Source organism: Saccharopolyspora endophytica (assembly GCF_018070075.1).
GTDB classification, from domain to species: Bacteria; Actinomycetota; Actinomycetes; order Mycobacteriales; family Pseudonocardiaceae; genus Saccharopolyspora; species Saccharopolyspora endophytica.
This window is the reverse complement of record NZ_JAGPXE010000003.1, coordinates 352,739-365,830: the sequence shown is the minus strand read 5'-3', so window position 1 is coordinate 365,830 and position 13,092 is coordinate 352,739. Positions and strand designations below refer to the sequence as shown.

Below are 13,092 nucleotides of genomic sequence, written 5' to 3'. Positions count from 1 at the left end.
CGTCTCGAAGGTCGCGGCGAAAAGCGTTGGTGCTGACGGACAACGCACGCGCACGCACGCAGAGTCACGGTGTCCACTGTGGCGGGAGCGTCGGTGCCGGGGTGCATCATCGGTGCATGGTGATCGAACTGCGCAGTCGGGGCGAGATCGACGCGCTGGCCGAAACCGGGGCGGTGGTGGCCGCGATGCTGACCGCGGTGCACTCCCACGTCGCGGCGGGAGTGTCGCTGGGGGAGCTCGACGAGATCGCCCGCGACGTCGCTGCCGAAGCCGGTGCGCGGCCGGTCGGCGGGCGGGTGATCTCCACGTCGGTCAACGACGAGATCACCGGCGGCGCACCCGACGGGCGCGTGCTGGCCGAGGGCGATCTGCTCAGCGTGGCCGCAGCGCTGGAGCTGCGCGGGTGGCACGCCCGCGCCGCCACGAGCAGCACCGTCGGCCCCGGCAGCCCGGGTGACCGGTCGCTGATCCAGGCCACCGGGCAGGCGCTGGCCGACGGCATCGCCGCCGCGCGCCCCGGCGCCCGGCTGGGCGAGGTGTGCAGGGCGATCGGGCTGGTCGGGCGCAGCGCCGGCTGCGGCATCCCGCCCGTGGGCGGGCACGGCGTGGGACGGCAGGCCCGCCAGGACCCGGCCGTGCCCAACGACGGACACCCGGCCCGAGGCATCCCGCTGCGCCCCGGCCTGGTGTTCAGCGTCGAACCGATCTTCACCGCAGGCGGCCACGACCACTGCGACCCCGACGGCGACGTGCTGCGCACCGGTGATGAGAGCCGCGCGGCCCACACCGGCCACACCCTCGCCATCACTGACACCGGTGCCCGCATCCTCACCACCTGAGCCCGAGGCGGTGCTGGTGCGCGGTCAGCGCTTGTAGGAGGTGGCGATGATGGCCGGCAGGAGCGCGATGGCCAGGGCTGCTCCGGTGAGGGCGAGGACGGGGTAACCGCCTGCGGCGACGACCATTCCCGAGGCCAGGCCGCCGGTGGCGCCCGCGATGGCGATGGCGACGTCGATGAGGCCCTGGGTCTTGGCTCGGGTGTCCAGCGGGATGGTCTCGGTGGCGAGCGCGGTGCCGCTGACCAAGCCGAAGTTCCAGCCCAGCCCGAGCAGGACGAGCGCGAGGGTCAGCAGTGCGACCGAATCGGCCGGTGCGGTGGCGGCCAGGACGCCGGCGACCACGAGCGTGATGGCGGCGGCCGTGACGACGGTGAGGGGCCCGCACCGGTCGACGAGCAGCCCGGTCAGGGGCGAAGGCAGGAACATGGCCCCGACGTGGACGGCGATGACGAGACCGGAGGCCGCCGCGCCGAGACCGTGGGCGTGCATGTGGACCGGCGTCATCGTCATGACGGCGACCATGACGAGCTGGCTGAGGACCAGGACCAGCACACCCAGCGCCAGACCCCGGGCCCGGCGCGCGGAGCGCGGCGGCGGGGAGGCATCCGAGTCGCTTCCCGGGTGCTCTTCGGCGGGCAGGGAGCGGGCGAGCAGCAGCGGGTCGGGGCGCAGCCAGAGGATCAGGACGACAGCTGCGAGCGCGAACGCCGTGCTGGAGAGCAGGAAGAGGCCGGTCGGTCGGGGCAGGCCGAGGGCGACGGCGAGCTCGCCGGTGGGGGCGGCGAAGTTGGGGCCGAGGACGCCGCCGAAGGTGGTGGCGACCAGGACCGTGGAGACGGCGCGGGCGCGGTGGGCCGGAGCGGCCAGGTCGGTCCCGGCGTAGCGGGCTTGGAGGTTCACGGCAGTGCCGGCGCCGTAGAGGAACAGGGACAGGAACAGCAGGGCCGGGTCGTCGAGCGCGGCCGCGGCGACGACACCCCCACCACCGAGGGCGCCGACGAGGTAGCCACCCGCCAGCCCCGGGCGCCGACCGCGGGCCTGCGAGACGCGGCCGACGAGCACGGCCGCGACCGCGGACCCGGCGGTGAGCAGGGCGATGCCCAGACCGGCCAGCGCGGTGATCTCGAGCATGTCCTGCAGCAGCAGGGAAGCGACGGTGACGCCGGCGGCGAGTCCGACACCGCTGAGGACCTGGGAGACCAGCAGCACCGTCAGGATGCGCCGTTGCGTGCTTGCCACCGGGGTTCCGGTCTCCGGTGCGGTGCCCTGGTCGGCGGGGTCGGTGGCAGGGGCGTGTGCGTGGCGGGGCATTGCTTCTCCGGGGGCAGGCAGGGCGTTGGGGCTGCGCCGAGTGCGGAACGCGGTGTCGAGGAAAGGGGCCATGCGGTGCCCGGCCGGGGTGGGCCGGGCACCGCATGCGCGAGAGCGGCGGTGAGCTCAGCTCCACTGCAAACGGTCGGACAGGCCCGCGGCGGCGAAGGCGGACACGAGGTCCTCGCGGCCCTCGGTGAAGTGGGCCCAGCCCTCGAAGTGGACCGGAACCACTCGCCGAGCGCGCAGAATCCTGGCGGCCTCGGCGGTTTGGGCGCTGTCCAGGACGATCGGCTCGCCGCCGAAGAGTGCGGAGAAGCGGGGAGCGCCGGCGAACAGGACGGCGGTGTCGACCGGGGCGAACCGGTCGGCGATCCGCTCAACAGCATCGAGCGAGGCGTTATCGCCGCTGACATAGACCGTGGGCAGGCCTTCTCCGGTCAGGACGAAACCAACAACCTGGCCGGTGATCGGCTCGATGTCTTCGCGGTTACCGGGGCCGTGGATGGCGGGCACGCCGGTCACCGTGATCGAGCCTCCGTCGGGACGGTCCAGCTGCACGGACTCCCAGTCGGCCAGGCCCCGGGCCTTGTTCCCCAGGTGTTCGCCCAGACGCTCGCCGCCGCCGGGCGTGGTCAAGGTGAGGGGTACATCGGCGAGCAGAGCCCGGCCGGAGTGGTCGAGGTTGTCGTCGTGCTCGTCATGGGACAGCAGCACTACGTCGATGGGGCCGAGGTCGGCGGGGATGCTGGCGGAGGGGGTGGTCTTGGTCAGGAATCGGCCGTCGGGACGGGGGTAGTCGCCGGGTTCGTCGAAGGTCGGGTCGGTCATGAACCGCAGTCCGCCGTACTCGAACAGGGCGGTCGGCCCGCCGAAGGCGTGCACGGTGAACTGGTCGGTGGAGATGGGGGCAGAAGACACGAAAACACAAACCTCACGGTTGTCGAACGTTTTATCCGTGAACCGACGCTAGCCCATCCTCACGGATGGACGCAACGCGTACCATGAGAACCATGGGAGAGACGCTGATGACAGACGACCCCGCCCTGCCACCCGCGCCGGGCGAGGAGCAGTACCCCGCCCTCGCCCTGGCCAACAGCGCCATCGCACTGCCGGGCGGGCACACGGCCGACCTCCTCGGGACCCCTGCGCAGACGAACCACTGGCTGACCGAACACGGCCTCGCCCCGGTCGACATCGACATGCGGGAGATGTGCGCCGCGCAGCTGCGCTCGCTGCGCGAGCAGATCAGGGCCCTGCTCGCCTCCCGCACCGCCGGGCTCCCCGCCCTTCCCGCCGCCCTGTCGGCCATCAACGAGGCGCTGACCCGGGTCCCCACAGCCCGGCTGCTGCAGTGGGACGACAAGACCGGCCCCTACCGCGCGACTCCCCACCCCACCACCGAGATCGTCGACCACGCGCTGGCGACCCTGGCCGCCAACGCCGCCGACCTGCTCACCGACCCCGACGCGGAGCGGCTCACCGCCTGCGACTCCACCCCCTGCAACCGCTACCTGCTCCGCCACGGCCGCCGCCACTGGTGCTCGACCCGCTGCGGCGACCGCGCACGAGCCGCCCGCGCCTACACCCGCCGCACCCAACCCCGGACGAACTGACCAGCAGCCGCGTACTGGTCCCGATGGCCGGTGGCACGCCGTTGACGTCGCCGCTCGTTCGCCTTGCGCCGGAATCCAGGACGGTCAGGACGCGCGGGCGCCGGCCACCGGTAGCCGGTCCAGGGCCCGCCATGCGGGAAACAGCAAGGGGCACAACGACATCGCCGCAGCCGCTGCGGTGCACAGCGCGAACGCCGGCATCAGCCCGAACCGCGCGCTCAGGGTGCCGGCCAACGCCGTGCCCAGCGGCATCCCGGCCAGCCGGGCGGTTGCTGGCCGAGGGTGGGCATGAGGCGGTGTCCACGCGGGCGGTCAGCGCCGCCGCCGGAGTGCAGGCGCCGACGATTTACCGGCTCTTCGGCGACAAGCAGGGACTGCTCGACGCCGTGACCAGCGAGGCCTTCCGGATCTACCTCGACGGCAAAGCTCAGCTGCACCGCACCGACGACCCGGTCGCCGACCTGCGCCACGGTTGGGACCTCCACCTCGCCTTCGGCCTGGCCCACCCCGCCCTCTACGCCCTCATGTACGGCGCACCGCGCACAGGGTCGCCGCCGCCCGCGGCGCTGCAGGCCGAGCAGGTTCTCGCCGAGCACGTGCACCGCATCGCCGAGGCCGTGATCACCGCGATCACCACCGACGCACCCGCGACCAGCGATCCCGGCCCCATCGCCGCAGCCCTCGCGCTGGCGGCGAACCTGCCCGAGGACACGGCGCTGAGCACCAACGAGAAGGCGATGCTCGGCGAATGGCTCGACCGCATCGCACACCCCACCGGCCCCTGAGCCGCACGCCGCGCCTCAGGTCCGCATCCCCCTCGAACCAGGAGACACCGTTGTCCACCACGCTTCCCGAAGGCCTGCTGGCGCTGCTGCGCCGCCCCAGTCCCTGCTTCATCGCCACCGTGATGCCCGACGGCTCGCCCCAGCTGACCCAGACCTGGGTGCACACCGACGGCGAGCACATCCAGATCAACATCGTCGACGGCATGCGCAAGGCCAAGAACATCGCCCGCGACCCGAGGGCCGCGGTCAACATCGCCGACCCCGACAACGTCGCCCGCTACTACGCCGTGCGCGGCCGCGTCATCGGCTCCACCACCGAAGGCGCGGCCGACAACATCGACGAGATCTCCCAGAAGTACCTGGGAATCGACTACCCCGGCTTCGGAGGCACGCCCACGGCCCGCCGGCTGCTGACCATCGCCGTGGACTCCATCGCCCACGCCCCGCAGGACTGACCTAGTCCGCCACCAGCACCACCTTGCCGAGGTTGGCGCGGGACTCGATGACCTCGTGCGCCCGCGCCGCCCGAGCCAGCGGGATCTCGGCGTGCACGCGCGTGCGCAACCAGCCCTCCCGATGCCAGTCCCACAACTCGTCCCGCCAGCAGGCGTGCAACGACGGCATGGCGGGCGAGCCCATGCGAAACCCCGTCGCCGAAGCACCACGCGTCATCAGCTCCCCCGAGCAGATCGCACCCGGCTGGGCGCCGAAGGCCACCAACCGCCCGCCGCGGCCCAGCGCCCGCACCGCCTTGTCCAGCACCTCGCCACCGACGCACTCCAAGACGACGTCGACCGGCTCACCCCAGCTCGGGTCGTCGTAGCCCACCACCGCCTCCGCGCCCAACGTGCGCACGAACGCGCCCTTGTCCTGCGCGTCGCCGACCGCGGCGACCACACGAGCCCCGTGAGCGCGCACCAGCTGGATCGCCATCGTGCCCACCCCGCCCGCCGCCGCGGTGATCAGCACCGACTCGCCCCGCCCGATCAAACCCGCCGCGCACGCCCGGCGCGCCACCAGCCCGCTGCGCACCAGCGCCACCGCGGTCACCGCGTCGGCGTGCTCGGGCACCCGCGAAGCCCTGTGCTCGGCCAGCACCGCCCGCTCGGCGTAGGCGTGCTCGAAGCACACACCCGTGACCCGGTCGCCGAGCCGGAAACCCCGCACCCCCGGGCCCAGCGCCTCCACCACCCCGGCGACCTCCCCGCCCAGCGGTACCGGCCCGGGCCCTTCGCGCACCCGGCGCACCGCCGGCCAGGTGACCCCGACCGCCTCGCACCGCACCAGCAGCTGGGAAGGACCGGGCACCGGGGTGGGGACGTCTTCGACGAACAGGACCTCCGGGCCACCGTTGACGACGTAGTTGACGCGTCGCATCACGCACACTCCTCGAAATCGATTGGGTCCACCAACGAAATCGAGAGTAGATGTCAGGCCATTGGGGAGTCCAACGAATTTTCGGCTAGGGTGGGGCGGTGGCCGAACAGCACAGCACCCGCGCTCTGCAGCACATCCAGTCCCTGCCCAGCTGGCTGACCGGGCGCGTCGCCGCGCGCGGCCGCGACCTGGTGGCCCGCGCTCTCGCCGACGAAGGGCTGCGGCTGAGCCAGCACGCCGTGCTGGCCGCCGTCGCCGAACACGGCCCGCTGGCCCAAGCCGAACTGGTGCGACGCCTGGAGATCGACCCCAAGGACGTCGTCGGACTCCTCAACGAGCTGGGGGACAAAGGCCTCGTGCAACGCCGGCCCGACCCGCGCGACCGCCGCAAGAACGCCGTGTCGGCCACCTCCGAAGGCCTGGCCACCCTCCAGCGCTGCGCCGCGCTGGCCGACCAGGCCAACCGGGAACTGCTCACCCCGCTCAGCGCCGCCGAACGCGAACTGCTCATCACCCTGCTGCAGCGCCTCCACCACGCCGATCAGGCCCAGTAGCGGCGCACCTCACCGGGAGCGAACGCGCCCCGATCGGTGACCACCGCGGTCACCAGATCCGGATCGGTCACGTCGAACGCCGGGTACAGGCCCCGCACCCGCGCGCTGGCGCTGCGGTGACCCAGGGTGTGCAGGACCTCGTCGCCATCGCGGAACTCGATCGGCACCTGCGCACCCGACTCGGTGTCGGGATCCGGGGCGTGGCACAGCGCGTGGAACGGCACCCCGAAGACCTTCGCCGCCGTGGCCAGCTGCAACGTCCCCACCTTGTTGATCACCGAGCCGTCCATGGTGATCCGGTCGCTGGCGGTCACCAGCGCATCCACCCGGCCCTCCCGCATCAGCGACGCCGGCATCCCGTCGGTCACCAGCGTCGTGGGAACCCCCATCTCCGCCAGCGACTCCGCGGTCAACCGCGCCCCCTGCAGGTACGGGCGGGTCTCGGTGCAGACGAACTCCGGGCGCTTGCCGGCCGCCACCAGCGCCTCCACCAGGCCCAGCAGGTAGAGATCGCCCCAGCAGTGCGTCAGCACCCGCGCGCCCTCTCCCAGCAGCGCCGCGCCCGCCTGCCCCATCTCGCGGCACCGCCGCCGGTAGTCGGCGTCGCCCGCCCGCGCGCCGTCCCACGCCGCCGCGGCGATGTCCTCGCGCCCGGCGATCTCGGCGAGCACGAACGCCGCGGCCTTGCGCGGCTGGTCGTTGGTCGGGCGCGTGGCGATCAACCGCTGCGCCGCCTCGCCCACCCGGCGGCGAGCCTCCTGCGGGTCCTGGCCCTCGGTCTCCCGGGCGGCCAGCACCAACCCCCACAGCACCGCGAAGTACGGCCCGGAGGACTGGGTCACCATCTCCTCGATGGCGCGGGCGACCTCCTCCACCGTGCGCGCACGCACCCACCGGCGCTCGAACGGGAACACCCGCCGGTCCAGGATGTGCACACCGTCGTCGTCGAGCCGGACGCTGTCGGCGAGAACCGGCACGGGCACAGCGGAAGAAGACATCGAATCCTCAGGTCACAAGTCCGGGAAAAAGCTGACGAACGAAAGCCTAACCAGCCGCGCGCACCCGCCCGGCCACCACCAACTGGTTTGCTAGGCTCACGACACCGCGCTGATCGCCGCAGCACGCAGGCTTGATCACCCGAGGCCCCGCGACACCCGCGCCACCTCACCCACGCACCACCCGGCGCCCCGAAGGAACCCTCGTGAACCACCCCCGCCCCAGCGACACCGGACCCGTGCTGCACGCCGACGACGTCGACGTCGTCCGCGACGGCACGCACCTGCTGCGCTCGATCACCCTGCAGGTCCACCCCGGCCAGCACTGGGCACTGCTGGGCGCCAACGGAGCCGGCAAATCCACCTTGCTCAGCCTCCTGGGCGCCCACCAGCACCCCACCCGCGGCAGCGTCGACGTCCTCGGACACCGCCTCGGCGCCGTGGACATGCGCGCCCTGCGCAGCCTCGTCGGCCACGTCAACCCCCGGCACCCGCTGTCCAGCCCGCTCACCGTCGGCCAGGTCGTGCTCACCGGCGCCACCAACACCACCGAACTCGTCCCGCGCCGGCAACCCACCGACGCCGAAACCGCCCACGCCGACCGGCTGATCAGCCTGCTGGGCATCGCCGACCGCACCCACGCCCGCTGGAACACCCTGTCCCAAGGCGAACGCGGCCGCGCGCTCATCGCCCGCGCCCTCATGCCCGCACCCCGCCTGCTGCTGCTCGACGAACCCGCCACCGGACTCGACCTGGCCGCCCGCGAACAACTGCTCACCAGCCTCGACGACCTGCGCACCCAACACCCCGAGCTGGCCACCGTCCTGGTCACCCACCACCTCGAAGAACTCCCGGCCGGCACCACCCACGCCATGCTGCTGCGCGAAGGGCAATGCCTGACCGCCGGGCCCGTCGAGGAGGTCATCACCAGCGACCACATCAGCAAGTGCTTCAACCACCCCGTGCACATCACCCGCGACCACGGCCGCTGGCACGCCCGCGCCCGATGACGCCCGCCGCCTACCGCCGCTCGAAGCAGCCCCGGGCATGAAAAAACGGTGGTCCTGGCACGGGCGCAGGATGCAGGTCTGCGCCCGTGCCAGGACCACCGACGAGGCGAAAGAGGGCTCTAGCGGCGCTTCTTCGGCGGGTCCTTGCGCAGCAGGTCCGGCCCGATGATGCGGCGCATCACCCGGCGCATCAAACCGCGCTTGCGCGGCGGGGCCGTCGCGGAGCGCTCGGTGACCGCCGGCTGCGGCCCCGTCAACGCCGTCGGAGACGCCGCGGCCTGCGGGTTGAGGCGCTTGGCGAACTCCGGCTGCTCGTCCCGAATCGCGGGGATGTAGGGCTGCGTGACCTCGACGTGCTCGGGAATCGGCGGCGGCGCCATCGGCGGACCGGCCGGCGGGATCGAGGGCATCGACGCCGGTTCGTCGCTGTAGAACGCCTGGAACGCCGTGTCACCGGCGATCGGGTCCTGCGCGGCGGAATCCGGGCCGGGGGAGAAGTGCTGCTGCGAACCGGGATTGAGCGCCTCGGCGAAGGTCGTGCCTTCCGACATCGCCGTGCTCGGCCGCGGCGGCAGGGAGTTCTGCGGGGCTTCGTACATCGGGGGCTGCGGGGCGGGGGCCTGGAAATCAGCCCGCTGCGGTGCACCGTTCGGGGCGGGCATCGGACCGGGTGCCGGCGGGGCGGGATCGATCGCCTCGTCGACGGGCAGCTGGCCCATCATGCGTGTCGTCGGCGGTCCCGGATCCGGCTGCTGCTGTTGCGCTTCCGAGGGGACCACGGGCTGGAACCACGGTCGAGCAAGATCGTCTTGAATAGTCATCCGTATCGACTCTGCGTCAGCAAACGGCCAATGTCACCGGATCGGGGACTTCCGTTCCGGCGGAGCAGACCCTACCGGTCACGGACCGGTAAAGCACACCCCCGTGTTCCCTAACCCACCCGGACCCGTCGATCACTCACCCGCAGCGGCACTCATCGCCGGCCATGACCGCCTGCCTGAGCTGGCCGAACTCCGCGGCCAGCGTCCCGGCGCTCCAATGCGCGTTCAGGCCACTGGGATTGGGCAACACCCACACCCCCGCATCACCGATCGTCCGGTCCTGCTCACCGAAGGTAGCGCGCTTGGCGCCGAACGCCGCCCGATATGCCGTGATCCCCACGACCGCCACCCACCGTGGCCGGTAGCGGCGCACCTTCGCGGTCAACGCCTCCGCCCCGGCCTGCAACTCCCCCTCGGAGAGCTCCGCGGCCTTCGCGCTGGCGCGAGCCACCAGGTTGGTGATGCCCAGACCCAGACCCAGCAGCTCGGACTGCTCCTGCGGAGCCAGCTCGCGCGGCGTGAAACCGCTGGCGTGCAGCACCGGCCAGAACCGGTTGCCCGGACGCGCGAAGTGATGCCCCGTGGCGCCCGACCACAACCCCGGGTTGATCCCGCAGAACAGCACCTTGAGATCCGGCGCCAGCACATCGTCGATCGTGGCGCCGCTCGCGGCCTCCAGCTCCTGCGTACTCGGCCGGTCACCCGACAACTCGCACCTCCGCAACGCGACCCCGGTCCATCATCGGACCCTAACCACCTCGCCCGGAGCCGCCGCACCCAGCGCCCCCGCACGCGCTCGGAGCGGGGCAGATGCGATCATGGCCGTCCGCGCGGATCGTGCTGCGCGGACGGCCACGGGGTCGTCAGTCGGTGCCCGACTCCATCGCCGCGCGATCCAGCGCCTGCGACTCGGACTCCTCGGCGCCCACCGAGGCGATCGCCTCCGCGCCACCGGCCTGCAGCGATCCCACCAGCTCGGTCTGGGCCTTGCCGACCAGCCCCAGCTGCGCGTAACCCTCCAGCTTGGCCCGCGAATCGGCGATGTCGAGGTTGCGCATGGTCAACTGGCCGATGCGGTCGGTCGGACCGAACGCGGCGTCCTCGGTGCGCTCCATCGACAGCTTGTCCGGGTGGTAGGAGAACGCCGGACCGCGGGTGTCGAGGATCGAGTAGTCCTCACCCCGGCGCAGCCGCAACGTCACCTCACCGGTGATCGCCGAACCCACCCAGCGCTGCAACGACTCCCGCAGCATCAGCGCCTGCGGATCGAACCAGCGGCCCTCGTACATCAACCGGCCCAGCTTGCGGCCCTCGTTGTGGTAGCTGGCCACCGTGTCCTCGTTGTGGATGGCGTTGACCAGCCGCTCGTAGGCGGTGAACAGCAGCGCCATGCCCGGCGCCTCGTAGATGCCGCGGCTCTTGGCCTCGATGATGCGGTTCTCGATCTGGTCGCTCATGCCCAGCCCGTGCCGGCCACCGATCGCGTTCGCCTCGTGCACCAGGTCGACCGGCGAGGAGAACTCCTTGCCGTTGATGGCCACCGGCCGGCCCTGCACGAAGGAGATCGTGACGTCCTCGGGCGCGATGACCACCGACTCGTCCCAGAACCGCACACCCATGATCGGGTCCACGATCTCGATGCCGGTGTCGAGGTGCTCCAGCGACTTGGCCTCGTGGGTGGCGCCCCAGATGTTGGCGTCGGTGGAGTAGGCCTTCTCCGCCGAGTCGCGGTAGGGCAGACCGTGCTCGACCAGCCACTCCGACATCTCCTGCCGGCCACCCAGCTGCTGCACGAAGTCCTCGTCCAGCCACGGCTTGTAGATGCGCAGCCGCGGGTTGGCCATCAGCCCGTAGCGGTAGAACCGCTCGATGTCGTTGCCCTTGAACGTCGACCCGTCACCCCAGATCTGCACGTCGTCGGCGAGCATCGCGCGCACCAGCAGCGTCGCGGTCACCGCACGGCCCAGCGGGGTGGTGTTGAAGTAGGTGCGCCCACCGGAGCGGATGTGGAACGCTCCGCACGACAGCGCGGTGAGCCCCTCCTCGACCAGCGGCTCGCGGCAGTCGACCATGCGCGCGATCTCGGCGCCGTAGTCCTTGGCCCGGCCCGGGATCGAGGCGATGTCGGACTCGTCGTATTGCCCGATGTCAGCGGTGTAGGCGCACGGAACAGCACCCTTGTCGCGCATCCAGGCCACGGCGACGGAGGTGTCGAGACCCCCGGAGAAGGCGATGCCGACCCGCTGGCCGACCGGCAGTGACGTCAGAACCTTGGACATGCGGAAAGTTTATGCGACCGACTGTATGGTTATCCACCCGGGTCGCCCATCGGTGTGCAACCTCACCCCACCGCAGGCCACCACCCCCACCCACCCGGCCACCAGATGCGCCCCGACGCCCGTGACGCCGGGGCGCATGGTCCTGGAATTCCGGGCGACGCAGCACCACACCTTGTGTGGTTAGTCCCCTGCGCGCTCACCGGTGGGTGCCGCGCGTGGCGACACCCACCGGCGCTCCCGCTCGGGGTTAGAGGTGGACCTTGTCCACTCGGTCGTTCCAGTTCGAGCCCGGGCCCGGATAGCTCTGCTTGCTGAGGTTGACGTACTGGCCGACACCGACGAACAGGTGGCGGTCGGGCTGGAAGGAACGCACGTCGATCAGCTCGAAACCGTAGATCTCGCGGTTGTTGTACGCGCCGGTCGCCTGGTCCCGGAAGTCCCAATCCCCGAGGTCGGTCGTGCCCGAGTCGTGGAACTGCAAGCGCCGTCCCTCGGCACCGGCATGCGCCCACAAGCACGCGTAGGTGTGCGGGCAGTCGTCGAGAGTGCCCCGCGTGCCCGGCTCCGTGCCCAGCTTCGCCTCGGCCGGCAGGTCGTAGCAGGTCACCGCCCCCGGGGCGTCCTGCGAGCACACGTCGGCGCCCTGCCAGCCCTGCGCCAGGTCGATCTGCCTGCCCTGGTAGGTCGCCAGGACACCCTGCTGCTGCGTCGGGCCGGTCGCGGCCGCCGTTCCCGCTGTCAGCATCCCCAGCATCGCCGCGATCGCCGTTCCGGCGGCGGCCACTCGTCGCACGCGCATGGTGCGGTCCTTTCTCTCCCCAGTTTCCGCCGGGCCCCGATGAGCCCGACGGCCGGAGCCGATCGGCTCCCAGGCCACCGACCGTGCCAGGAATCCGGGCGAACAGCCCCGGATACGTCCCTGGATCACCCGAAATCCCTCCGGAACAACGACTTCGGTCGGACATCGGTGCAACGCACGTCGTGGTGGTCATCAACTTTCGGATGATCCCGCGGCCGTTCCTGCTCTGCCGTTCCGGTGAACCCCGACGATTCGGCTCGTCGGCCGGACGCGACCTCGGCATGGTGAGGGCCTCGACCGAACACCGACACACCGGGGACGCACATGAACTCACCTCGGCGCAACCGATCCGAGAAGGCACTCCTGATCATCGCTCTGACGCTGTCCCTTTCGGCCCTGATCGCATCGCCCCGCCGGCGCTGCCGACACCTCGGCCGCCGCGTCGTGCCGCGACGGGTCGGTCTGCACCTGGTCGGAGAACGACTTCGGCGGCACCAAGCGCACCAGCCGCGTCGACCCGTCGCCGGGCTGCAACCCGTGGGGCGGCAAGACCGTGTCCAACCAGACCGCACGAACCATCCGGGTCTACAGCAAGACCTCGTGCACCGGGGAGTACGTCGACATCAAGTCCGGCAACTGGGGGCAGACGAAGCCGGGGGCGACCATCAACTCCATCGCGGTGCTGGGGCCGTGATCCCGCGCCGGT

15 protein-coding genes and 1 pseudogene are annotated in these 13,092 nt (G+C 71.6%); 7 read left to right on the top strand and 9 right to left on the bottom strand.

The genetic code is table 11. From position 1 onward, the window contains the following. The first annotated feature begins 116 nt into the window (after positions 1 to 116). Positions 117 to 839 (top strand): M24 family metallopeptidase, encoded by a 723-nt coding sequence (locus KBO27_RS09345; protein ID WP_246536624.1) that lies wholly within the window; start codon positions 117 to 119, stop codon positions 837 to 839. A gap of 24 nt (positions 840 to 863) precedes the next feature. Here the strand turns inward: KBO27_RS09345 and KBO27_RS09340 are convergent, their stop codons facing one another. Then, a complete protein-coding gene (locus tag KBO27_RS09340; protein WP_210969560.1) occupies positions 864 to 2,150 on the bottom strand; it encodes an MFS transporter in 1,287 nt (428 codons plus the stop codon). A gap of 126 nt (positions 2,151 to 2,276) precedes the next feature. Continuing rightward, positions 2,277 to 2,981 carry an MBL fold metallo-hydrolase gene (locus tag KBO27_RS09335; protein WP_246536769.1) on the bottom strand — a complete coding sequence of 235 codons (705 nt, stop codon included), beginning with the start codon at positions 2,979 to 2,981 and terminating at the stop codon, positions 2,277 to 2,279. Positions 2,982 to 3,163: 182 nt separating this feature from the next. Here KBO27_RS09335 and KBO27_RS09330 point away from each other — a divergent pair, with 182 nt between their 5' ends. After that, positions 3,164 to 3,766: a CGNR zinc finger domain-containing protein gene (locus tag KBO27_RS09330; RefSeq protein ID WP_246536623.1), complete on the top strand. Its 603-nt coding sequence runs from the start codon at positions 3,164 to 3,166 to the stop codon at positions 3,764 to 3,766. Positions 3,767 to 3,850: 84 nt separating this feature from the next. Here the strand turns inward: KBO27_RS09330 and KBO27_RS33545 are convergent, their stop codons facing one another. Continuing rightward, a complete protein-coding gene (locus KBO27_RS33545) occupies positions 3,851 to 4,018 on the bottom strand; it encodes a hypothetical protein (protein WP_246536622.1) in 168 nt (55 codons plus the stop codon). Between the two features lie 17 nt (positions 4,019 to 4,035). On the opposite strand from KBO27_RS33545, the gene KBO27_RS09325 reads away from it, so the two are divergent. Continuing rightward, positions 4,036 to 4,551: a TetR/AcrR family transcriptional regulator gene (locus KBO27_RS09325; protein WP_246536621.1), complete on the top strand. Its 516-nt coding sequence runs from the start codon at positions 4,036 to 4,038 to the stop codon at positions 4,549 to 4,551. Positions 4,552 to 4,601: 50 nt separating this feature from the next. Continuing rightward, positions 4,602 to 5,006, top strand: coding sequence for a TIGR03618 family F420-dependent PPOX class oxidoreductase (locus KBO27_RS09320; RefSeq protein WP_246536620.1), 405 nt, complete (start codon positions 4,602 to 4,604; stop codon positions 5,004 to 5,006). Between the two features lies 1 nt (position 5,007). Here the strand turns inward: KBO27_RS09320 and KBO27_RS09315 are convergent, their stop codons facing one another. Then, positions 5,008 to 5,928 carry a quinone oxidoreductase family protein gene (locus tag KBO27_RS09315; protein ID WP_210969815.1) on the bottom strand — a complete coding sequence of 307 codons (921 nt, stop codon included), beginning with the start codon at positions 5,926 to 5,928 and terminating at the stop codon, positions 5,008 to 5,010. Positions 5,929 to 6,026: 98 nt separating this feature from the next. Between KBO27_RS09315 and KBO27_RS34540 the strand changes: the two genes are divergently transcribed. Further along, the gene (locus KBO27_RS34540) at positions 6,027 to 6,482 is read left to right on the top strand and encodes a MarR family winged helix-turn-helix transcriptional regulator (RefSeq protein ID WP_210969556.1); all 456 of its coding nucleotides are present in this window, start codon (positions 6,027 to 6,029) and stop codon (positions 6,480 to 6,482) included. Here KBO27_RS34540 and KBO27_RS09305 read toward each other — a convergent pair. Then, complete coding sequence (locus tag KBO27_RS09305) at positions 6,470 to 7,480, bottom strand: s-methyl-5-thioribose-1-phosphate isomerase (protein ID WP_210969555.1); 1,011 nt, start codon at positions 7,478 to 7,480, stop codon at positions 6,470 to 6,472. The two genes, KBO27_RS34540 and KBO27_RS09305, sit on opposite strands and share 13 nt — an antisense overlap. Before the next feature lie 203 nt (positions 7,481 to 7,683). Here KBO27_RS09305 and KBO27_RS09300 point away from each other — a divergent pair, with 203 nt between their 5' ends. Continuing rightward, the gene (locus KBO27_RS09300; RefSeq protein ID WP_210969554.1) at positions 7,684 to 8,487 is read left to right on the top strand and encodes an ABC transporter ATP-binding protein; all 804 of its coding nucleotides are present in this window, start codon (positions 7,684 to 7,686) and stop codon (positions 8,485 to 8,487) included. Between the two features lie 119 nt (positions 8,488 to 8,606). Here KBO27_RS09300 and KBO27_RS33535 read toward each other — a convergent pair whose 3' ends face one another. The 4 genes from KBO27_RS33535 to KBO27_RS09280 all read right to left on the bottom strand — a co-directional run bounded on the left by KBO27_RS33535 (position 8,607) and on the right by KBO27_RS09280 (position 12,386). Further along, the gene (locus KBO27_RS33535) at positions 8,607 to 9,308 is read right to left on the bottom strand and encodes a hypothetical protein (RefSeq protein ID WP_246536619.1); all 702 of its coding nucleotides are present in this window, start codon (positions 9,306 to 9,308) and stop codon (positions 8,607 to 8,609) included. A 136-nt stretch (positions 9,309 to 9,444) separates the two neighbouring features. Continuing rightward, on the bottom strand, positions 9,445 to 10,017 hold the full coding sequence (mug, locus tag KBO27_RS09290) for a G/U mismatch-specific DNA glycosylase (RefSeq protein WP_210969553.1): 573 nt from the start codon (positions 10,015 to 10,017) through the stop codon (positions 9,445 to 9,447). A 154-nt stretch (positions 10,018 to 10,171) separates the two neighbouring features. Then, entirely contained in the window at positions 10,172 to 11,587 is a 1,416-nt protein-coding gene (gene argG, locus KBO27_RS09285; protein WP_210969552.1) for an argininosuccinate synthase, read from the bottom strand. Between the two features lie 247 nt (positions 11,588 to 11,834). Next, the gene (locus tag KBO27_RS09280) at positions 11,835 to 12,386 is read right to left on the bottom strand and encodes a peptidase inhibitor family I36 protein (RefSeq protein WP_210969551.1); all 552 of its coding nucleotides are present in this window, start codon (positions 12,384 to 12,386) and stop codon (positions 11,835 to 11,837) included. Between the two features lie 442 nt (positions 12,387 to 12,828). Between KBO27_RS09280 and KBO27_RS09275 the strand changes: the two are divergent. Beyond that, positions 12,829 to 13,080: pseudogene (locus tag KBO27_RS09275) on the top strand (peptidase inhibitor family I36 protein); the annotation flags it as partial. Positions 13,081 to 13,092: the final 12 nt, after the last annotated feature.